Below are 22,463 nucleotides of genomic sequence, written 5' to 3' on the forward strand. Positions count from 1 at the left end.
CACGGAGTGCTATAAGCAAAAGTGCTGGATTTTATTTGCCAAAAAACGCTGGAAAATAATTTCCACTTTTTGCTGGAAAGTACTTGCCGTTTACATGATGGTATATTGTAAAGTTTTGAATATGCATGCGCCATTAACTCATTACTTTTTTTCGTCGCAGCATATAAAGAAACTGGATTATCGACTTTATCATCAGTGCTGTATGGAACCTTCTTATTTGAACCATATACACTAGATGAAGAAGCATAAACAAGATGCTCAACGCCACTGTTTCCATTATCATAAGAATGACGACATGCTTCAAGTATATTATAAAATCCTATTAAATTAGACTCAATATAAGCATCTGGATTTGTAATAGAATATCTCACACCCGCTTGAGCCGCTAAATTAACAACAAGTTCCGGCTGATATTCTGCAAAAAGTTTTTCTATTAATGATTTATCGGCAATTGAACCTTGAATAAATATAAAATTATGCTGATGTAATAATTTGTCTAATCTTGATTTCTTGATTTCAACATCATAATAATCGTTCATATTATCTATACCAACTACTTTTATTGTTGGTTCTTCAGCAAGAAGCCTTTCAGCTAAATTCGAACCTATAAATCCAGCAACACCTGTTACCAAAATTGTTTTTCCTTTAAATTCCACTTTTCTCATTATCAATTTCCTTCTTTCGCCTATTGCTATTTCAAAATATGTATTTTTTAATAATTAATAATTTACATAGAACCCTCTTGTTTTAATACCGAGAAAAATGTTTTCCACAATATACGCAAATCTAATCCCATGTTCCATTCAGATATGTATTTTGTATCCAATTTAACCACTTCCTCAAAGTCTGTTATTTCACTTCGACCACTTATTTGCCATAAACCAGTAATGCCTGGTCTTATAGACAAACGAGCTCTATGATGCAAATCGTAGGAAGACCACTCGTCCAAAGTGGGCGGTCTTGTACCAACAAGCGACATATCGCCTTTTAAAACATTGAAGAATTGGGGAAATTCATCTAGTGAAGTTCTTCTTATAAAATCACCAATTCCTGTTTTCTTCTCACCATTAGATAATTTTTTATTTCCAATTACTCTTGTGTCAAAGTCTACTTTAAACATCTTTCCATCTTTGATACGATTCTCCTTCATCAAATCTTTTTTTCGTTCTTCAGCATCCATGTACATACTACGAAACTTATACATTTTAAATTTCTTTCCATTTTTCCCAACACGGATTTGTGAAAAGAAAATTGGTCCCGGTGAATTTATATATATAGCCGGTGCTACAAAAATAAATATGATCCCTGTTAATAAGCAACCAAATAATCCACCAATTATATCTAGTAATCTTTTTTCAACCAATTGCTTAGAAGTAGCATAGTTCATACTAGCTGTAAGAACTGTATATCCACCTATTTTTTCAACAAACTGCTTACTTCCAAGATTTTCTGAAACCTTAGCTAAATTTAGATGAACAGTGACACCAGTTTCCACGATCTGATCTATTAAATCTTGTGGATATGGATAATTTGAATCAACATTAATAAAAACTTCATCAACCCACTCCCTACAGACATAGGTTGCTGCATTATTTTCATTTGCAACGACTGGAATTCCGTCAATGTTATCGCCCTGCATATCCTGATCCACAATCACAATTCCTGCGATATTAAATAGTTCAAAATTATTATTCTTAATTTTTTTAATCACTGCAGAGGCAATGTTTTGTGTAGTAATAATTATTAAAGATTTATCTCCTCCTAATATCATTTTCCTCTGTATCAACTTTTTCCATACAACCCTAACAATGTATGCAATAATTACATACAGTACGCCCATCAAATATAAAGCTGTTCGAGAATATTCCTCTCCTTCTTGTACTGTAAACAGATACAATACTGAAAAAAGTTCAACCAAAATTACATGCTTTATGGTTATTGCAAATTCTTTGTACCAACCTCTTTTTAAAACATTTCTTACAGTTTCAAAAAAGAAAAGAACAAGTACATCTGCTAGTTCTACAAAAATAGCCATATTTCTATAAATAGGGATTATATACGGATTTGTCATCCCGTGTCTCAAAACAAAGGACAAAAGAAATGCGACTTGAACACATATCAAGTCCAAAATAATAAAATCATAATGCTTAAACCAGCCACTGGAACTTTTTTTATACATATCACTCTCTCCTCACCCCCCCCGAAAATATGTTCGAGAAGGATTTTAAATGAAGTATTTTATATTAATCCAACTTACATAAAGCTGAAATAATTTTCTGTTATCAATAGTTTGTGACACGACTAATAGCCTGTAACCTTTCATTACAGGCTAAGTCATCTCTCCTTATATTTTTAGCGCTCATTTCGTTTGGGTCAAAATCGAGCAATCAAGAAGCCTACTCTTCATCTCCTAGGATTGCTTTATCTACTTCATCCAAACGTGTTCAACACAAAACGGATGGATGACTCAGGCCGGCACAATCCTTGCAAAACAAAGGTTTTTCTTGGTTGTCTCGATTATACTACGTTCCCCCTTCAGCACATTCCAGAACTGTGGGAATTCATCAATGCTGCTCTTCCTCAGAAAATGTCCTATAGGTATAATCCTGGGATCATTATCCATCTTGAACATAAATCCGTTCATCTTGTTCTGTACCATCAATTCTTTCTTCCTGTCTTCTGCATCAGGGTACATGGTACGAAACTTATATATTTTGAAACGGCGCCCGTTTCGCCCCACACGCTCCTGAGAAAAGAACACAGGTCCGGGAGACTGTTTTTTTATAATTGGGGCAAATATAATAAAAACAATACCTGTTGCCAGCAGGCCTACTACAGCTCCAAAAATATCAATGAGCCGCTTGAAAAACAGCTGCTGTGAGGAAGCAAATTTTATTCCGGAGGAAAGAACCATAAAGCCCGCAAACTGGTTTATCATTTTATTCTCTACGTTTGGCGTAAACCTGGCGAGATTTATATGTGCCACCAGACCCATACTCACAAAGATTCCCATAAGTCTTTCTGCTTCTTTTTCATATCCCGGCAGATCAATGAATACCTCATCCACAATGTTTTCCTGGATATACTCAATCATATGATCTTTGTCAGCCACAACCGGTACATAGTTTATTTCTGTACCTACTTTGTCGGAGGTATCATACAGTGCACAGGCACTTAGCTGATAATTTCTGTATGGCTGCAGCAGCCCCTCAATAGCATCTTCTATCCGGCCTTCTGTTGATATGATCAGAACCTTCCGCATTTTCTTTCTGCTGCGTATCCGTATGCGAATAACCCGCTTCCAAAGCAAGCGGGCCGCCAGCGTGATAAAGACACTGGCCGGATACATAGCTGCCACGATAATTCGGGAGTATGAACTGGATTCTTTAAATACAAACATCCATACAATTAACCCTAAACTTATGAATCCACAGTGAGAGAGGGTTTGCTTTATTTCTTTCATATATCCCCGCTGTATAATTCCTCTATAGCTGCTCAGAAAAAAGGCGGCCATAATACTCAGCAAAATGATTGTCCAAATCATATTTTGATAATGCTCCGAAAAACCATTTTCCAGGCTTTTGTTCCTTATGAAGTATGAAACGAAAAATGCTGTCTCCAAACTTACAACATCCAATATCATAAAGTCTAAATGTTTCACCCAGCCCTTTATAATATCCTGATACATGATTTTTCCCTCCCCGAAGACTTTCAGATATTATTTTGCCTCCAATATCTGCTCCATCTTTTGCGATACACCTTGTATAGATTCATCGTTTGGATTCATCACATACAAGATTTCATCCCCGGACGAAAAGCACGCCTGGTTATCCCCGGTTCCTGTAACCGCTGCTGATTCGATTGACCAGGCTGAGCTGTCAGAAAGCTGTAAATTGATGAATTTTGCCATTTCCTCCTGGGTCATGTTTGTCTCTACACTGTCGCTGACATTTGCTATAACCTGATTTGCATTTGTCAGAATCGCCGGTGACATAGCTTTATTTAAAATTGCTGTAAGTACAGCTTCCTGATTTTTTCCCCGTTGGTTATCTCCTGCCTCAAAGCTGTATCTTTCTCTTGAGAATCCAAGAGCTGTTGCTCCGTCCATGTGGTTCATACCTTTTTGTATTTCATATCCGCCGTGTGCTGTTGTGAAGGTATATTCTGAATTCACATCGACTCCGCCCAGGGCATCCACAATATTTATCAGAGAAGTGAAGTTTACTCTTGCGTAATATGAGATATCTATTCCATAAATACCCTCCAAGGTTTTCATGGAAACATCTACCCCATAAATGCCTGCATGGGTCAGCTTGTCCTTCTGTTCTCCAGAGACTCCCGGAAGCGGCACATAGTAATCCCGCGGTGTTGTTGTAAGCAGAATTTTCCTTGTATTGGGATTTACGGTCATGATAATGTTTACATCACTTCTGCTGTTCGTCGTAATAGGACCGTCTACATCAATTCCACTGATATACACATGAAACGGTTTTTCGATATTTGTCTCTTCCTGCTCAATCTCTGTATCAATCCCATATTGATACAATATTCTCACCTGATCGGAATACCCTTCCACAGCATCGTCAATAATCCCAGCAAATGCTTCATTATAGATGGCCGCTTCAATTCTTCCTTTGAGAAGGGCCTCCGCCTCATCGGCCAGTGTTGCATATTCTTCTATCTTTATCTCACCGCCCAGAGCTTTTTCTATATCCTCTTTCATCAGTCGGTTATTTTCCTGATCCACAGCTGTCTGCATCCCAAACCGGTAGCCCTTGGCATCCAACAAATTTGAGGCAGGGCTGTCGTTTTTCACCACGACAATCATATTGTCTGTTTTATAGGTAGCGCCTCCCACATCCTTCATTAGCTTATCAGCCTTAAGCATGTAAACAATTCCTATGCTGAGCAGAATACTGATAAGAACGCTTAAGACAATGCCGGTAATATATATTTTATTCCTCAGAAACTGAAGTCCAAAAGTAACTCCAAATAATGCCAGCATCATGACACCCGCCGCAATTATGTACTTCATTGGGAGCACACTGCTATTCCAGATCACTATCAATAACCCCGCCGAAAGGATTAGCTGCAGTAAAGTCAGTAGTTTTCCGCCCATATGAAGGGTTTTTCCTCTTTTTCCCATATAAGTATGTCCCCCTCTTATTGTACAGTCAGAATAAATGACCTTACCTCTGATGTATTTTTGTCACTGTCTGTCACGTAATAATTCAGCTGATAATCGCCGGGAGTGTAAATATCATAGTCGCCCTCTACAGTAACTTGCTGTAGTAATGCATTGGGGTCATCTGTTTCGTCCGAAACACCCGCCACAACGCTTAAAGGATCAAATTCACTCCCTGCTGGAATGACTGCCTGTCCAGTGCTCAATACAATGTCAGGGACCACATTAGCCTGTTCCATTTTTTCTGCAGCCTGATCAGTTTCCTTTGCTTTATTCTCTGCCCCCTCTGTACCTTCGCCTGTGTCTTCCTGCTCCCAGGCATCTGCATCCTGATTTGACTCTTTCTGAGCATCTGCTATATATGTAACAATCCGGGTGGCGGTTCCTACGTTTTTGCTGTCGTCGATAACCCCATAACTTATAACTGCTTTTCCATCCTCTGTGGGAATAATCCTGTCCACAAAGACCTTGCTGCTTAAGTCACCGTCCCTGTTGTCCTCTGCTTTTACTCCCTCCAGTAAGACGTTATAGTTGTCACCTTCGCGATATGTAATATCCATTTTCTTGACACTGATTTTAGGGGCCTGTTTATCCTGTCCGACATACAGAAAAAATCCAATGACACCCAAAATGGCACAGCCCATCAGTAACATAACTGTAAGTAACCGCTGTTTCATCTCTTGCATCTCCTAACTTTTTCCATATTCTCCATAGTATTTTCCATAGTATTTGCCGTAGTACTTATTTTGTTTCATGTCGACCTTATTCAGCACCACTCCAAGAATTGGACACTCTGATTTCTCCAACTGTTCCTTTACTGCTTTTGCAAACTTATAGCTGATTGTATTTGCTGCGATTACTAGAACAGCAGCATCGCACTGTTTTGCTATAATTGCGCTGTCAATAACGCTTCCAAGGGGAGGTGCGTCTATAATGATGTAATCGTAAACTTTCCTTGCACTTTCTATCAGGGATTCAAATATGTGCTGTCCCAGAAGTTCTGCCGGATTTGGCGGAACAACCCCTGCAAAGATCACAACCAGTCCCGGTTCCTGTGTCTGGTACATAATCTCGCCGACCTTGGCCTGTCCTGCCAGAAAGTGAGACAGTCCTTTGATTGCCCCTGTGACTTTGTGGCGTCCGGCTAATATAGACTTTCTCAAATCGGCATCTACAAACAGGACCTTTTTCCCGGCCTCTGCCAGAGAAGCTGCCAGTGCCAGTGAAACTGTACTTTTGCCCTCATTTGGGGTGCAGCTCGTAAGCACAATTGCCTTATTATCCGCCCCGGAAAATTCAATATTAGTACGTAAGGTTTTATAGGCTTCGTTGCTCCTATGGTCCTTTTTTAATCCCTTTAAAACAATTTCCTGCATTTTAAGCTCCCCTCCCTCTACCTCTTCATATTCTTCGTGTACTGTCTGGTTGACAATCCTTTGGTCTTCTTAGACTTTTTCATTCCCTCCTGAATTGGGATGGATGTCAGTACATTCAATCCAAGGTAATGTTCTACGTCATCCGGTGTTTTGATTGTATCATCCAATATATAAATAAGCACGATTATTCCAATTGCCAAAATAACTCCCAGTATCCCTCCAATCATCATATTCTTCAAGGTGCTGGGAGATGAAGGATCTGTGGGAAGGTTTCCTTCTTCTACAATATTTACGGAATCCGCATTCATAATTTCCTTAATCTGTATGCTGACGGCCTCTCTGATTGCATCGGCAATCTCCTTAGCCTTCTTGGGATCTTCATTTTCCACAGATATCCTTAAGATACGTGTATCCTGTGGGGTATCTACTGTAATCGTGCCTGCCAGGTCCTCTGCTTTCATATCCAGATTCAGTATCGCAATAACCTGTTCCAGCACCGGCCGGCTTTTGACCAGCTCCATATAGTCCTTCGTCAGTGATGTTCCTGTCTGGACATCACTGTATGTAAGACTTGTACTTCCTTCCTCTTTCGATAGTACATACACCTTGGTTACCGAGGTATACATTGGCGTGATAAACAGCTTTGTCCCGATAAACGCAACCATCGCCATAGCAATCCCTGCCAATATTATCAAATGCAGTCGTCTCCATAAGATCATAAATAACTCAGTCAGGTCTATGGTTATCTCATCATTGTCGATTTCAGGATTCATTGTTGTATTCTGGCTCATTATTATTTCCTCTTCCTCAGCAAGGTTGCAGCGTTGCTGAAGAATATCCCCCTCATATAGTCTTCTCCGTATTTTCTCTTTACATAGGCTGCCGCCTTTTTCATCCGTGGAGCACGTTTGTCAGCGCTGTGGGCATCGGTTCCTACTCCAAATACCATATCCCGCTCCATCAGTTCTTTTACAAATCGTTTGACCTTACCCCCGCTCTCTCCGATTATGCTTCCTGCATTAATCTGGATATTGATTCCCATGTCCCAGATATGTTCTGCTGCTTCGATATCATCTCTTAAACAGGTATATCTCTCAGCATGAGCTAAAATCACCTGATATCCTGCCATCTGTATTTGCTGCAGGCTTTGCTGTATGTAGTTAAAGCTTTCTGACGGTGAGAACTCAACAAGTACGTAATCGCGTCTGTTAAGCGTCAAAATATCACCCTGGCGCAGCTTATCCATGATATCCTGTCCGAAATAGATCTCCGTACCCAAGTAGATGCGGAACTTTTCATCTATCTGCCGTGCAAGCTTTCGCACCTCAGACAACTTCTTTCTCAGTACAGCAGGATGTTCATGTCCTCTGCGGGGGTGATAATGGGGTGTGGCAATGATACAGCGTATTCCTTCTTCATAGGCAATCTGTAACATCTTTTGTGTTTCACTGATACTCGCAGCACCGTCATCCACTTCGGGAAGTATATGGCAATGCATGTCAATATATCTTTCCATTTGGCTAGTCCTCTAATACTCTAATATTTTAAAATCCAATCTTTGCGATATATTCACTCTTGAAAAATCACATTGAAAATAAGCCCTAACATTTCATATAAGTTTAGTTTATCGTTGTTTAGCCGTCATGTCAACAAATATGAGCATAAATATTGCCACAATTCACCAATATTCGCCAAAAAAGAGGATATCCGAGAAATTATAATTTTGCCTCCGATAGCATAAATTCTAACTGATCAGCCTTTTTTTCTACGATTTTATCAACATTTTTTACTAATTCAAGAAGTGCCTCAATAACTACTGTTTCACTCAAATGATTATAATTTTTGTAATAATCGAACCGTAAGGAATCTCCTTTCGAAAGAAGAACGTAGTCTGCCAGCTCTGCTAATCTTGAATTATTATATTCAGTAATTGCGATGACTTTTAACCCTTTTTCCCGGGCTAGCTCTGCTCCCTGGATAACCGCTTTTGTAACCCCTGATTTAGATATTGCACATACTACGTCATTCTTATCTGCTAAATTTATAGTATTTAAATAGTAATCCGCCAGGCCGCTATAAGTTGCCCGAATGCCAATTCTGCCCAGACAAAACCCCATGTGCCTGGCTAAAGTACCTGTGTCTCCTGCTGCTATCACATGAATTTCATTGCAATTATCAATAAGCCGGGCAGATTCACTTAATGTCGTGGTATCTAAGTTATTGCTAATGTTTTGTATAATACTACTATATTTCTGAAAGATATCATCCGCTATATTTTCTTTATCCTGCTCTATATTTCTTGTTCTTTCCATCATTCCCATATCACGGGCCAACATCGTCCTAAATGGCCAGTATCCTGTATAGCCTGCGTGCTGACACATCCGCACAACAGTGGCCTCACTTACTCCGCTCGCTATTGACAATTCTTTGACTGTATATTCTGTTACCTGGTTAGGATATCTCAGTACATATTCTGCCACCTTTCGTTCAGTGGGGGAAAAAATACTTTGGCTTTTCTGAATATTATCTATTACACTTTTTTCACTCATGTTTCACCTCTCATATCTTGAGAAATTCTTCCGGACTATATACGCTTCAGGGTATAACTCAAAATCTGCACAATGTTTTCATCCTATTCTCCAAGTAGGGAACAAGACGTCCCCTCACATATTCTGACATATTAATAATTTTAACAGGATCTGCATTACTTTCATTTTCTTTTACAAATTCTGCAGCAGCATCGTAATATTTTCCCAGAAATTCAGTTCCCAGATTAAACTTACGAATTCCCTTTGAAAATGCATCCAACAGCTGGTCATCGGGAATACCGCTTCCCCCATGAAGTACAAGTGGTACAGAAACAGCCGCATGAATTTCTTCTAATCTTTTAATATCCAGATGTGGTGTATCTTTATATTCTCCATGTGCATTCCCAATTGAAACTGCTAAAGAATCTACTTCTGCTTCCCGGCAGAACTTTTCGGCCGCATCTGCCTTTGTATATAAATCTTCATTATGATTATCGGATTTTGCAGCAATACCCACGTGTCCTATTTCCCCTTCCACAACCGCTCCCAGCGAATGAGCTTTATCAACAACCTTCTTTGTAATGGTAATATTAGTATTTAGATCATTCATAGATCCATCCATCATTACTGAGCGAAAGCCTTTACTAATTGTATTAATAATTGAATCATACGCATAATCGTGGTCAGCATGAAGACCTATTGGGACTTTCACTTCTTCTGCCATTTCTTTAACCGCGGCGGCATACCCACTAAAATTACATGTTTTCTGATTCGTTACATGCTCTGGATAAAGCATAACCAATGCAGGTGTATTGGCTGCTTCTGCAGCACAAACTACAGCTGTTGCCATAGTGTGGTCCATACAAATAAATGAAATAACTGCTGTGTTGCTCTCCTCTGCCATTTTTAAAATATTTTCTGCCTTCTCGTACATAATGCGTCCTTCTTTCTATGAAAATAATTATAAAGTTGATTGTTACCCTTTCAAGTAAAAGTCTTATAATCGGCGTTCTACAGTAAGCTGAGCAAGAAGTCCTCCTGCAAAAAAATCACCCAAGCCAACAACTGTCGGATTCTCAACAAAAGTTAAATCCTTGGCAGGGAGGCAGCAAATTACATCTCCGGCTTTTGCTTCAATTTTTTTGCAAAATTCCTTGCTCTCTTTCTTATCAGGGAGATTTTCTGCTTCTTCATATTCCTTTTTACCAAATTCATCGCCATACCAAAAACGAGTTGAAGCCATTGTAATACCGCCTTTTAAAGCCCGTTTGTATTTTTTTGCATCTTTTCCGTAAGCTAAAGCCCACGAAGCAGAATGAATAAGAAGGATTGGAATTTTCACCTTCGCATATACCAGCTCGACTGACGACAATACTTCATTCTCATTTAAAATATTAATTCTATGATCAACATATTCTTGTAGTTCCTCCTCATTCATGCTGAGAACATCTATTACTTGACGCAGTGCCTGGTGAACAAAGATGCGGAAATCCTTGCGTATATAACACCCATCTTCCATCACGACGATAGCCTTTTGGGGCAGTGATTTTAGCAAGTTCCTGGTGTGCATCATGCGATCCTCAATCACTTCTTTTTCCAAAATTTCACTAAAACACGAAAGGAGAAAAACTTCCGCATCCTGTATATACGGAGCATACTCAGGCGACACCACTAAATGAAGACTTTCAATATCCCTGGAGAACATTACTCTGTTTTCCCTTGGAGTAACAAAATCAATATCATTTGCCTTAATTCTTATCCCTGCCTGATAAGACAAAATAACATGGGGATAGATTTCCTTACTCTCATGTTTTACCCCAATCATATAGTGAATCTCCTCAGGCAAAAGTTCCTTCATGTACCTGTTAAAACTGCTTAACTGTATAGTACTCTCGTATCCAAGCTTACTAATTGCTATTGCAGCACGTGTTGCCGTACCGCCGATTGTAACGCGATATTGAAATCGATTTGCAAAATCCAAACAAATCTGGTTCGTATCAGGTATTAATTCACACCCCATTCCATGTTTCATGTGCCAGAGGCTTGATATAAGCAGAGCACGTTCAGAAGCAATTTGAATATCGCCTGCAGCTATGTCATTTTCGTGGACATCAAATTCACAGATCATTTTCTCCACTGTCTCAGTACTCCAGGCTGTTTCAAAATCAATGCAGGTGTGAAAACCTAATGCTATTTTTTCACCCATAGTATCTCGTTCCTTTCTGATTTTTCAGATTATCCCTTTATAGCTCCAGATGACATCCCTGCAATGAAGTATTTCTGAAAAAATATAAACAATAATAATACAGGAATAGATCCCAAAAAGCTCATTGCCATCATCTGACTCCAATCATACGTGTGCTGGCCCATAAGCATATTAATTCCTACTGGAATTGTTCGCATATTTGCTGTCTGTGTTAATGCCAGTGCAAATAAGTATTCATTCCACGCCTGCATAAATGTGTACATTCCAACAGAAACAAGGCCCGGTACTGAAATAGGAACCAATATCCTCCAAAGTGCTTTCATTCTCGATCCGCCATCCATCATAACAGCTTCGTCTAAATCTGTAGAAAGTGTATTAAAATAGCCGGTAATCATGAGAATACAATATGGCAGTGTGAACACCAGATAGGTTAATATCAGGGCCCAGTAAGTGTTAAATAATTTCATTGTTACAATTAAACTTAAATATGGAATTAATAATACAATAGCTGGCACTGCCTGTACGCTGACTATAATTGTATTAATTACTCCTTTTAATGGAAAATCAAATCTACTAAACGCATAGGCGGCCATAATTCCGATTACCAATGTCAGAATTACCACACATGCGGAAACAAAATAGCTATTCAAAAAGTACCTGACTTTTTCTGAATCAGTCAAAATCTCAATATATGAGCGCATGCTAAATGATTTGTCAATAAACTTCGGCGGCCATGAAAAAATTTCAGTATTAGATTTAAGTGAGGACACAAGCATCCATAAAACTGGAAAGCCTGCAAATAGCCCACCTAAAATTAATAGGATGCTTAATATTACCTTTGTTGGCCTTTTGTAACCTCCTACCATGCTTATTCCCTCACCTTCTTTTGCTGTTTGACATAGAAAATTGCCACAATCACACACAATAGCAGTAGAATTACAGCCACCGCAGATGCAAGTCCATATTGACTACTGTTAAATGCTAATTTGTAAATATAAATACTTAATGTCTGCGTTGAATTAACTGGTCCGCCCCCGGTCATCATCCAAATGAGAGCAAAAGACTGCAGCGTCCATACAAAATCGAGCATTGCAATACTAATTAGGATGGGTTTTAATTGAGGAATTATAATATGTAAAAAAGATTTCCATTTTGTTGCGCCATCAAGTGCAGAGCTTTCATATAAATCTTCCGGAATTCCCTGTAAGCCTGCCAAAATACTTATCATATAAAATGGGTAACCACACCAGATATTCACAAGTGTGATAGTTGCCAGTGCGACATCCTTATTACTTAACCATTCCGTATCTTTAGCCGCTAAATTAAAAATTGAAAGTATATAGTCTACAATTCCTGCCGGTTGGAGCATCATTTTCCACAAAATAGCAATTACTGAAGCTGTAAACACCCATGGAAGAACATAGATTACCCTAGCAATTGTTTTTGTTCTTGTCTTAAAATATTTTGTATTCAAAAGCAATGCAAAGCACATTCCCAGAATAATGTGGGCAGCAACACTAACAGTCACAAATACAAATGTGGTTTTAACAGCACCCCAAAATTCACTGTCTGATAGAATTTTCTTATAATTATCAAGCCACACAAACTCAGGATCAGCCACCACAATTGCATTATTTTGGAAAGAATATTTTATAATCAGATAAATGGGAACAACCATTAAAACAAGCATAAGAATGATTGTTGGAGACAGATATAAGTAAGGTGTAATCTTCCTTCTCAATTTTGATTTGCTTCTATTTTTCATCATTTTATCTCACTCCAGTTTCTTCAAAAGAAAATGGAGCCACAAGAACTATGACTCTATTTTCATTGCGCTATAATTAGATTCCAGAATTCTCGTCTGATTTAATTATCATATATATCATCTATGCTTTTCTGTACATTTTCTAAGAAAGCGGTGGTGTCCTGCTCACCATCCATATATGGAACTAACTCGTTAATATAATCTGTCATAATCGTGTTTGCCTCTTTCATACCTGTAAACTCATTAATTGGATAACCTTTCTGATACATATCATAAATATCCTGAAATACTTCATCTGCATTACTATAATCCGGTTCAGCTAAAGTACTATTTGGAAAGGCCGACTGCGTCATCGCTAAATCCGCACAAATAGAACCCTCCCTGCCCTCTAGTCCGCTTAGAAGATATTCTATGAATTTCATGGCTTCTGCTTTATTTTCACTCTTTTCAGTCACACCAAGCGCCCAGCTTGCAACACACATCCCTCTTTTTCCTGTATAATCATCCTTTATAGGAATCGGAGCAGCTGTAATATGCATATCTGGAGCTTCTTTACGATAAGAGGTTAGCAGGGCCGCTGAATTAATGTGGAATGCAATTTCACCACTGCAAAATTTAGAAGACATATCTGCTTCTGTTAATGCGCTCATACCGGGATAAATATATCCTTTGTCATATAATCCCTTCATAAATTCTGCAAATTCTTTCAGCTCTTCGTTACCCGTTAATTTGCAATTTCCTGCATCGTCCTTCATCTTTATACCGGATGCCCACGCGAAACCCATGTAAGAATTCTGAATTCCTGATGGAGATGTGGTATCAAGATTTAATGCAAATGGATAATAACCGGCATCCTTAATTTTTTGACAGGCATTTTCAAATTCAGACCAGGTATTCGGTAATTCTGTAACTCCGGCTTTATCTAAGATGTCTTGATTTGCATACATCGGGTAGGCAAAGTTGACAACCGGAACCGCATATGTTGAACTATCGACTTGCCACTCACTGTCAACGATTTCCTGATTGAATCCATCATCATCCATCAATTTACTCTGGTTTGTTAAAATTCCCTGCTTTGCAAAATCATATACCCAGCTGCTGTCAACGCCGACAATATCCGCTACTGTTCCCGTACTTGCACCAGAAGTAATCTGTGTTTTCGTATCAGCAAAAGGTGCACTTAATAATTCAATTTTTACACCGGTTTTTTCCTCATACTTATCTACAATATTCTGTACATAACCTTCCGGACATTCTACAGCCCACCACTGCTGCCATTTAAGTGCTACACTTTTACTGCCAGAATCATCCTTGGTTTCGCCTCCAGATCCCCCGCCGCAAGCAACAAGTCCCAGCACCATAGCTCCCGTCAAAACTACGGACAGGCTTTTTTTCACAAACGTTTCCCTTTTCATAGTTACCCTCCTTTTCTTTTTTGGCTTTTATGCAATTTTGTAGCTTCATAATGTCCTTCGTAAAATAAAATATTGATATTTCGATATAATTAAATTTCATTTCATCATTATTTATAAATTTTATTTCATAATCTGTTCAATATGTATGATTTTATTTCGCATTTTATACCTTTAAATATTTTCTTTTTTTACATTTTCCCCAACAGAAAAGCAGGTTCCGAAGAACCTGCTAAATTGCTAAAAGGGTCAGTCCCTTTTGCACTCCATTTTCAGAATTGTTTTACAATTTTATTTTCTTACCATAATAAATTTATCCACTAATTCAATAAGAACTTTTCTGTCTGAATCTGTTTTTGTATTACTAAAACCCCAGTGCCTCATAATCTTTCTGCATAAAGCGATGATAAGTGATATGCCCACCTTCAAGTTTGATGCAGTACCGGTAGTTATCCGGAATCCCTTCTTCGAAATACAATAAGTAATCGAACTCTCCATTGTGTATCTCTTCACACCTCACATTCCCAGAATATCTGGAGAATACTTCTTTAATGTCCTCAATATCGCAATTACCATACTGAACTTTCTCAATAAATTCCTTTAAAAACCCCGTATCCTTCACTGTATTGTGTACATATTCCATACCTTCTGCGGGTATCAGAATGCAAAAACGCGTATGATTGTGAGAACAGGACACCTTTCCCAACGTGTCTTTGGCGAACTTGCGGAACATCTCCAGTACCTCTTCCATCTCAGAAACGGATAATTCCGTCCCCAGCAGGCTGTTCAGTGACTCCAGGGGATAATAAAATCCCATGGGGCTTTTTGTATATCCAAGTTTAATATGTGATTCTGCAATAACATCTATCAGGTTCTTTTCCAAGGACTCAAAATCCAATTCCTGCATTATGATTTTCCCCCTACAAACTAAGACAGACGGCTTAACTCAAATACCTGCCGCCCCGTTCTGGCCCAACAGTGGCATTCTCTGTCCTCTTAATTCAATGATAGGGCCCCCGGTTCCTTCTATGTATTCCCTGGTAATGGTAACCTGTCCGATATTGTCATCCTTGGGAATCTCATACATAATATCGAGCATGAATTCTTCTATGATTGCACGCAGCGCTCTGGCTCCTGTGTTTTTTTTCATTGCCTTTTCCGCTATAGCGCCCAGTGCACCGTCATCAAATTCAAGGTTCACCTCATCTAGTGCAAGAAGCTTCTGATACTGCTTTAAGATTGCATTCTTTGGCTCTTTGAGTATCTTAACCAGCATATCCTTATCCAGTCCCTTGAGGGTAAAGATAATGGGCAGACGCCCGATAAACTCCGGTATCATCCCAAAGGTTCTCAAATCTTCCACGGTCACCTTAGAGAGAATGTCCTTGCCATGCTCATATTTATCTTTCAGTTCTGCGTTGAATCCCATCGCGGTCTTGCGGGACAGTCTTTCTTTGATAATCTCCTCCAAGTCCGGAAATGCACCGCCACAGATAAAAAGAATATTCTTTGTGCTCACTGTAGTCAGAGGAACCATGGCATTCTTGCTGTTTGCACCCACGGGCACCTCCACTTCACTTCCCTCCAGCAGTTTTAACATTCCCTGCTGTACGGACTCTCCGCTGACATCTCTCTGACTGGAATTCCGTTTCTTTGCAATTTTATCAATCTCATCAATAAAAATAATTCCCTGCTCAGCACGCTCCACATCATTATCCGCAGCCGCCAGCAGCTTTGATACAACACTCTCAATATCGTCCCCTATGTAGCCTGCCTCTGTCAAAGAAGTGGCATCTGTAATCGCCAGAGGTACATCCAGAAGTCTGGCAAGTGTTTTTACAAGGTAGGTCTTTCCGCTCCCGGTAGGCCCTATCATCAACATATTGGACTTTTCAATCTCTATGTCATCCATCATGTTGGTGGCAACCCGCTTGTAATGGTTATATACTGCCACGGACATTGTTTTCTTTGCATATTCCTGTCCGACCACATATTCATCCAACTGTGCCTTAATCTTATGGGGAGCCGGAATATCCTTAATGCTCAGTGTATGATACTCTTTTGGTTTTTCCTTTTTCTTCTTTATCTTCTGACTCTTAGGGGTTACATTCTCCATATCTGACAAATTCAAAAACTGTACACCCGGTATATTCATTAATTTACTATAGTCGATAGAGCCGTCGGTCATTGCATCAAAGCTTTTCCGCATACAGTCTGAGCATACGGTCATATTATTCGGGAGATCCACCATCTTGCCTGCAACACTCTCCGGCCGGTGACAGATGATACAATACTTTTCATACTCATCGTCATCCTTGTCGTCCTCGCTTTGGGCAGTAACCTCCTCCTTGTCGTCACACATGTCGGCCCGGTCATCCGTCCCCGTATCGCCTGTGCGTTCCTTCTCATCTTTGTTATCTGATTCTTCTGTATAATTGGTTTCTTCTATAATAAAATCTTTATCTGACATAGTACCCTTCCTTTCTATTACAAGACTATTATAGTACAGTTGTGATTCAGACACAAATGAACTTTTTCTAAACCTAGTCATATTGTAACAGTTCAGCCATCAGCTCGATTCCGCTGTGCTTCATCTCGCTGTGGCAGAACGCCATATGAATTTTCGGCAGGATCTGCATACAAAAGCAAGCTTTCTCCTGCCTATCCTGCCGAAAATTCGCATGGCTGAACTGTTACAACATTTTCAGGAAATCTTCTTCTGATATAATCGGAATATTAAGCTCCTTTGCCTTTTTGTTTTTTGAAGATGAGGACCGTACATCATTATTAATCAGATAATTTGTTTTAGATGTCACCGAGCCTGTCACTTTGCCGCCTTTGGCTTCAATAAGCTCTTTTATTTCATTACGGTTCGCAAAATGCTCTACATTTCCTGTAATAACGAAATTTATATTTTGAAATATCTGTTCTTCTTTTCTTTGAGTCTCTTTCTGTGGAATATGCACTTCCTTTAAAAGCTTCTCAAACAGCTGCCTGTGCTCTTTCTCCGCAAAATAATCCACAAACTTTCGGGCAATCACGCTGCCCACTCCGGAAATTGCATTTAATTCCTCAGCAGTGACATTCATCAGTTTTTCTGGATCGTTGTCCAGCTCTCTGCATATCATTTTCGCGTTAGAAAGCCCCACATTGGCAATGCCAAGACTGTACACAAGCCTGGGCAGAGTAGTATCCTTTGCACGCTCGGTACTCTTAATTAGATTTTCATAGGATTTTTGCCCAAATCCTTCCATGGATTTAATTTCCTCTTCATATCTGTCCAGATAGAAAATATCTGAAAAGTCTTTTATAAAGCCCCTGGCAATAAATTTTTCCAGTGTTGCTTCTGAGAGGCCTTCTATATTCAGCGCATCCCTGCTGACAAACAAATCAAAGGCTTTAATCTGTTTCGCCTGACAGAGAGGATTTGTGCAGTATAAGGTTTTCGTATTATTTTCCATGGAAATTTTTGTATCACCGCCGCACACCGGACAGACTGTGGGAATGTCCTTCACTCCGCTGCGGGTTAGGTTTTCCGCAATTTGCGGGATAATCATGTTCGCCTTGTAAACTTGTATTTCATCCCCTTCTCCCAGCTCCAGACTCTCCATTATGCTGATATTGTGGACACTGGCACGGCTGACCGTCGTCCCCTCCAGCTCCACAGGCTCAAAAACTGCGATGGGATTGATAAGCCCTGTCCTGGAAGGACTCCACTGTATTTTCAAAAGTTTTGTTTCTTTCACTTCGTCCATCCATTTAAAGGCATAAGAATCTCTGGGAAATTTTGCTGTGCTTCCCAGGGACTGTCCATAAGCAATATCATCATAGACAAGAACAAGCCCGTCCGAAGGAAAATCATTTTCCAAAATTCTTTCTGCAAACCATGCCACTTCTTCCTCCAGCTTATCTGCTGTCACCAGATGGTTTTCCACCACTTCAAAGCCCTGCTCCTCCAGCCACTTTAGCTGTCCGTGCCGGGAATTATGAAAATCTACTTCCCCGGCACTCACCAGTGTGAAGGCCAGAAAATGGACATTTCTTCTCGCCGTAATCTCGCTGTTCAGCTGGCGGACGGAGCCGCTGCAGAGGTTTCTAGGATTCTTGTATTTCGCATCTACATCCGCAATCTCTTCATTGATCCTCTGAAAATCCTTATATCCGATGATTGCCTCGCCTCTTAAGACCAGTTCTCCTTTGTAAGGTATGCAAAGGGGCAGGTTTTTAAATGCCCTTGCATTGTTTGTAATGACCTCCCCCACTTCTCCGTTTCCTCTTGTGACTGCCTTTGCCAGTGTTCCATCCCGGTATGTCAGAACAATGGTAAGCCCATCTAGCTTCCACGAGAGGACTGCCTTCTGATTTCCAAGAAATTCCTTGAACTGATTCGCATCTTTAGTCTTGTCCAATGACAGCATGGGACGTTCATGGCGTTCTTTGGGCAGCTCGCTCAATACTTCATACCCTACATTTACAGTGGGACTGGATGCAAGGGTTGTTCCCAATTCTTGTTCCAGTCCCAAAAGTTCATCATATAACTTATCGTATTCGTAATTGCTCATGATCTCCATATCTTGCTGCTCATAAGCACGGCGCGCATGATTTAAGAGCTCTACCAGCTCCCGCATTCTCTTTTTTTTCTCTGCCATATCTACTCTCCTGCCTGCTGAAGTTGTTTGTACAGGCGGTTTAGCTCCGCATCTGTCAGCTTCCTGTACTCACCTTCTTTTAGTCTTCCCAATTCAATATTCATAATTCTGATTCTCACTAAATCTTTCACCTGATATCCGCAGGCCTCGCACATTCTGCGTATCTGCCTGTTCAGTCCCTGGGTCAGTATAATAGAAAAAGTATATTTTCCAAGCTTCTCCACCTTGCAGGGTCTTGTTACTGTGTCCAGTATAGATACCCCCGAAGACATCTTCTCAAGAAAATCCGAGGTCAGAGCTTTATCTACTGTCACTTTATATTCCTTTTCATGCCGGTTTCTTGCACGCATCATTTTATTGATGATATCCCCGTTGTTCGTCATAAGAAGAAGCCCCCGGGAATCCTTGTCCAGCCGCCCCGCATAAGTGACTCTGACAGGGAAATCCAAAAACCGCACAATACTGTTGCGCTCCCTGCGCTCCTGGGTGCAGATAATACCCGCCGGCTTGTTTACTGCCAGCACTACCATCTCATCATTCCGGGACACCCGCTTGTTTCCTACCTTTATTACCTGCCCCGGCAATATCTTCATCCCGACTGCGGCCCGTTTGCCGTCCACTGTGACCTTTCCGCTCTTAATCAGACGGTCCGCCTCCCGCCGGGAGCATACCCCCGACTCACTTAAAAACTTATTTAGCCTGACCGGCCCTTTTTTTTGTTCAAATTCCTCTTTTATACGATTACTCACTGTTTAATACTCCACTTATATTATTATCCTCAAAAAATGTATTGCCGCCGTAAAGAAACAAAACATCCGTTATCTGATATGTCTTCATAATATCGTCTATTGTACCCGAATAGTATCTCGGATCCACCATCACGATTTCCTGGAAATACGGTGTCAGAAAGGGGGCAAAACAATTGGCCTGTGAATCTCTTATAATCAGCAGCTTTTTCTGATTATCCGCCATAGTTTTAATGTCGGCGACCGATGTGTTTCCGCCCAGAAAGACATTGTACTTTTCTCTGGTCTTCAGCATTTCACGACTATATAAAGATGTGGTCTTTTTCTGCTCATCCACATAATTGACAATGACATCATTATCTATATCCTTTGGCACATAAATAGAAATCTCTTCCTCTGCATCCAGTTCACGTCCGCTCCTTGAAGCCAGGGAACCATTGAAGTCCGCCGTAACTGGATAAGACGCATAGCTGCTGGAAACATCTGCCGTAATCCCAAGTACCGGCGCAGCCTCTTCAAAAGCATAAAACGCTCCCAGTGTCGTCCAGTGAGGGTCAGTTTTATAATATATTTTCTCGTCCTTGTGCTCCTTAAGGGCCTTGACTCCGTCTATCCACTGTACAGAATTCCCCAGCTTCTTCTTAACCAGAGAGATGCCTGCATTTTGATCTGCCGTCTCAGCCAGAGGCGGAAGACTGCTGCTAATTACATTTGCGGCATCCGGCACCAGAAGAAAGCTCATCAAAATATCCGGATATTCTTCAGTAAATTCCTTGATCGCCGTCACACTGCTTTCCAGTGTTTCATTGTCAGGGACTGTAATATCCTCCAAAAGCTGACCCTTTTTCCCGATAAAAATGCCGTTCTCCTCACGGCTTCCTCCAAGACGGTTCAGCGTTACTTTCAGTTTCCTCCAGGCATTTCTTCCCATAAACTGATCGGACTGGTATTTTTCAAACTGCTGGGCGTAGCTTCCCGATATAATACCGCTGAGGGTAATCCGCGGCCTGCCGGCAAGCATTTTGTTTTCCTCTTCGGATTCCTTTTTATTCGGCACCAGAAAATTTCCCAGTATAAGCACAAGCAGACAAATGATAAATGCCTTACCGACAAAACTGTCTGTTCTAATTTTCTTTCTTCTATTTCTCATGTTTCCCACCTAAAACTTAAAATATAACAGCGAATTGGAGGGCTCAGTCACCAGATAGGCGATAGAAATCAGAAATATTCCTATATAAATGACGGACGCCGCTGCTTTTTTCGCCCTGCCATCTTCAAAGCTATCTATTATATACCTGATTCCTCTATATCCTGCAGTGGACGATCCCAATATGGCTGTCAGATACAAAAGCCAGTGCGTAGTTACATAGAAAAACGCCTGCTTATCAATAAATCCACTTGCTCCCGGCCCGAACATCACGCCCATATACTTCACGGCAGCACCGAGACTGGGACTGAAAAAGAACACCCACCCAATTAAAATAAGTGCCATTGTGTAAATATGTCTTACCACTGAAGGCATCCGTTTCATGCTCCTGCCCCACCAAAATCTTTCCATTATAAGCAGAATTCCATAATACAGCCCCCAGAATAAAAAGGTCCAGGAATCGCCATACCAGAATCCAATAAGCATCCACACAATTAGAAGATTCAGCACCTGCCGGGAACGCCCCTGATGTCCTGTGCCCAGAGGAATATAGACATATTCCCTGAACCAGTTTCCCAAAGAAATATGCCATCTTTTCCAAAACCCACTGATACTGGAAGCCGTATAAGGATAATCAAAGTTTTTCGGAAACTCAAACCCAAACATCTTCGCCAGCCCCATAGCCATATCCGAATAGCCGCTCAGCTCAAAATAAATTTGAAACCCGAAGGAGATACAGCCAATCCAGGCTGTAAGGACTGAAACATGTCCCGCCTGCAGCCCCCATATATGTTCAAAAACATTTCCTGCTGAATTTGCCAGTATGACCTTTTTCCCAAGACCAGTTATAAAATACACTGCTCCCTGCCCAAATCTGCGCGTGGACAATGTCCGCCTCTTTAACTGCTCCTCTATATGAATGTACCGCACAATGGGCCCTGCCGTCAATTGCGGAAACATGGAAATATATAATCCGAGGTGCAGAATATTTTTCTGGGGCTCTGCCTCTCTTCTGTAGACATCAACAAGGTAAGATATGGCCTGAAGAATATAGATAGAAATCCCAATGGGCAGGGGAAGCTCTCTGTAAGGAATATTTACAGGAAGAACTGCATTCAGGCTGTCCATTAGAAATCCATAATATTTAAAAAATCCCAGAAAGCATATATTTACCGTCACAGCAAAAACAAGACTGAGCTTTGCTTTGCGTAAATCCTTCTGTTTTGCCCCGATATCCAGTCCGCAAACATAGTTGAACAGAATGGAAAGGATGAGAAAAATCACATAAAGCGGCTCTCCCCAGGCATAAAAAATCAGGCTTGCCGACAACATAACAACATTCTTGAACTTATCTGGGATAATATAATACAAAACCAGAATAACCGGCAAAAATATAAACAAAAATGTGATACTGCTAAATACCATCTTTTAGTTACCCCTCACTGCAGC

At 40.4% G+C, this 22,463-nt stretch carries 20 protein-coding genes; all 20 read right to left on the reverse strand.

All coding sequences use genetic code 11. The features are described 5' to 3' along the window. A partial coding sequence (locus EDD59_RS12530) for a GDP-mannose 4,6-dehydratase (RefSeq protein ID WP_132382374.1) occupies positions 1 to 665 on the reverse strand: 665 nt, incomplete at its 3' end. A gap of 62 nt (positions 666 to 727) precedes the next feature. Next, positions 728 to 2,179 carry a sugar transferase gene (locus tag EDD59_RS12535; protein ID WP_132382376.1) on the reverse strand — a complete coding sequence of 484 codons (1,452 nt, stop codon included), beginning with the start codon at positions 2,177 to 2,179 and terminating at the stop codon, positions 728 to 730. A 288-nt stretch (positions 2,180 to 2,467) separates the two neighbouring features. Next, positions 2,468 to 3,688, reverse strand: coding sequence for a sugar transferase (locus tag EDD59_RS12540; protein WP_132382378.1), 1,221 nt, complete (start codon positions 3,686 to 3,688; stop codon positions 2,468 to 2,470). A 30-nt stretch (positions 3,689 to 3,718) separates the two neighbouring features. After that, positions 3,719 to 5,146, reverse strand: a complete 1,428-nt coding sequence (locus tag EDD59_RS12545) for an LCP family protein (protein WP_243117421.1) — start codon at positions 5,144 to 5,146, stop codon at positions 3,719 to 3,721. Between the two features lie 17 nt (positions 5,147 to 5,163). Then, the gene (locus tag EDD59_RS12550) at positions 5,164 to 5,862 is read right to left on the reverse strand and encodes an immunoglobulin-like domain-containing protein (protein WP_165920938.1); all 699 of its coding nucleotides are present in this window, start codon (positions 5,860 to 5,862) and stop codon (positions 5,164 to 5,166) included. 12 nt (positions 5,863 to 5,874) lie between these two features. Continuing rightward, positions 5,875 to 6,561 (reverse strand): polysaccharide biosynthesis tyrosine autokinase, encoded by a 687-nt coding sequence (locus EDD59_RS12555; protein WP_132382382.1) that lies wholly within the window; start codon positions 6,559 to 6,561, stop codon positions 5,875 to 5,877. 17 nt (positions 6,562 to 6,578) lie between these two features. Then, complete coding sequence (locus EDD59_RS12560; protein WP_132382384.1) at positions 6,579 to 7,352, reverse strand: YveK family protein; 774 nt, start codon at positions 7,350 to 7,352, stop codon at positions 6,579 to 6,581. Between the two features lie 2 nt (positions 7,353 to 7,354). Then, positions 7,355 to 8,077, reverse strand: a complete 723-nt coding sequence (locus EDD59_RS12565; RefSeq protein ID WP_132382386.1) for a CpsB/CapC family capsule biosynthesis tyrosine phosphatase — start codon at positions 8,075 to 8,077, stop codon at positions 7,355 to 7,357. A 199-nt stretch (positions 8,078 to 8,276) separates the two neighbouring features. Then, entirely contained in the window at positions 8,277 to 9,110 is an 834-nt protein-coding gene (locus EDD59_RS12570) for a MurR/RpiR family transcriptional regulator (protein WP_132382388.1), read from the reverse strand. Between the two features lie 58 nt (positions 9,111 to 9,168). Beyond that, on the reverse strand, positions 9,169 to 10,023 hold the full coding sequence (locus tag EDD59_RS12575) for a class II fructose-bisphosphate aldolase (RefSeq protein WP_132382390.1): 855 nt from the start codon (positions 10,021 to 10,023) through the stop codon (positions 9,169 to 9,171). A 63-nt stretch (positions 10,024 to 10,086) separates the two neighbouring features. Further along, positions 10,087 to 11,295 (reverse strand): ADP-dependent glucokinase/phosphofructokinase, encoded by a 1,209-nt coding sequence (locus tag EDD59_RS12580; RefSeq protein ID WP_132382392.1) that lies wholly within the window; start codon positions 11,293 to 11,295, stop codon positions 10,087 to 10,089. Between the two features lie 29 nt (positions 11,296 to 11,324). Further along, entirely contained in the window at positions 11,325 to 12,161 is an 837-nt protein-coding gene (locus tag EDD59_RS12585) for a carbohydrate ABC transporter permease (protein ID WP_132382394.1), read from the reverse strand. A gap of 2 nt (positions 12,162 to 12,163) precedes the next feature. After that, positions 12,164 to 13,063: a carbohydrate ABC transporter permease gene (locus tag EDD59_RS12590; RefSeq protein WP_330572112.1), complete on the reverse strand. Its 900-nt coding sequence runs from the start codon at positions 13,061 to 13,063 to the stop codon at positions 12,164 to 12,166. A 98-nt stretch (positions 13,064 to 13,161) separates the two neighbouring features. Then, positions 13,162 to 14,475, reverse strand: a complete 1,314-nt coding sequence (locus tag EDD59_RS12595) for an ABC transporter substrate-binding protein (protein ID WP_132382396.1) — start codon at positions 14,473 to 14,475, stop codon at positions 13,162 to 13,164. Between the two features lie 361 nt (positions 14,476 to 14,836). Next, a complete protein-coding gene (locus tag EDD59_RS12600; protein ID WP_132382398.1) occupies positions 14,837 to 15,379 on the reverse strand; it encodes a DUF3877 family protein in 543 nt (180 codons plus the stop codon). Between the two features lie 39 nt (positions 15,380 to 15,418). Further along, positions 15,419 to 16,834 carry an ATP-dependent Clp protease ATP-binding subunit ClpX gene (clpX, locus tag EDD59_RS12605; RefSeq protein WP_408632285.1) on the reverse strand — a complete coding sequence of 472 codons (1,416 nt, stop codon included), beginning with the start codon at positions 16,832 to 16,834 and terminating at the stop codon, positions 15,419 to 15,421. A gap of 331 nt (positions 16,835 to 17,165) precedes the next feature. Continuing rightward, on the reverse strand, positions 17,166 to 19,121 hold the full coding sequence (gene ligA, locus EDD59_RS12610) for an NAD-dependent DNA ligase LigA (protein WP_132382402.1): 1,956 nt from the start codon (positions 19,119 to 19,121) through the stop codon (positions 17,166 to 17,168). A gap of 2 nt (positions 19,122 to 19,123) precedes the next feature. Beyond that, positions 19,124 to 19,870, reverse strand: coding sequence for a pseudouridine synthase (locus tag EDD59_RS12615; protein WP_132382404.1), 747 nt, complete (start codon positions 19,868 to 19,870; stop codon positions 19,124 to 19,126). Beyond that, positions 19,863 to 21,017 carry a DHHW family protein gene (locus EDD59_RS12620; RefSeq protein WP_132382406.1) on the reverse strand — a complete coding sequence of 385 codons (1,155 nt, stop codon included), beginning with the start codon at positions 21,015 to 21,017 and terminating at the stop codon, positions 19,863 to 19,865. The genes EDD59_RS12615 and EDD59_RS12620 overlap by 8 nt, the downstream gene beginning before the upstream one ends. A gap of 9 nt (positions 21,018 to 21,026) precedes the next feature. Beyond that, positions 21,027 to 22,439 (reverse strand): MBOAT family O-acyltransferase, encoded by a 1,413-nt coding sequence (locus EDD59_RS12625; protein ID WP_132382408.1) that lies wholly within the window; start codon positions 22,437 to 22,439, stop codon positions 21,027 to 21,029. Between the last annotated feature and the right edge of the window lie 24 nt (positions 22,440 to 22,463).

Origin of the sequence: Muricomes intestini (assembly GCF_004346165.1) — a bacterium.
Lineage (GTDB): Bacteria > Bacillota > Clostridia > Lachnospirales > Lachnospiraceae > Muricomes > Muricomes intestini.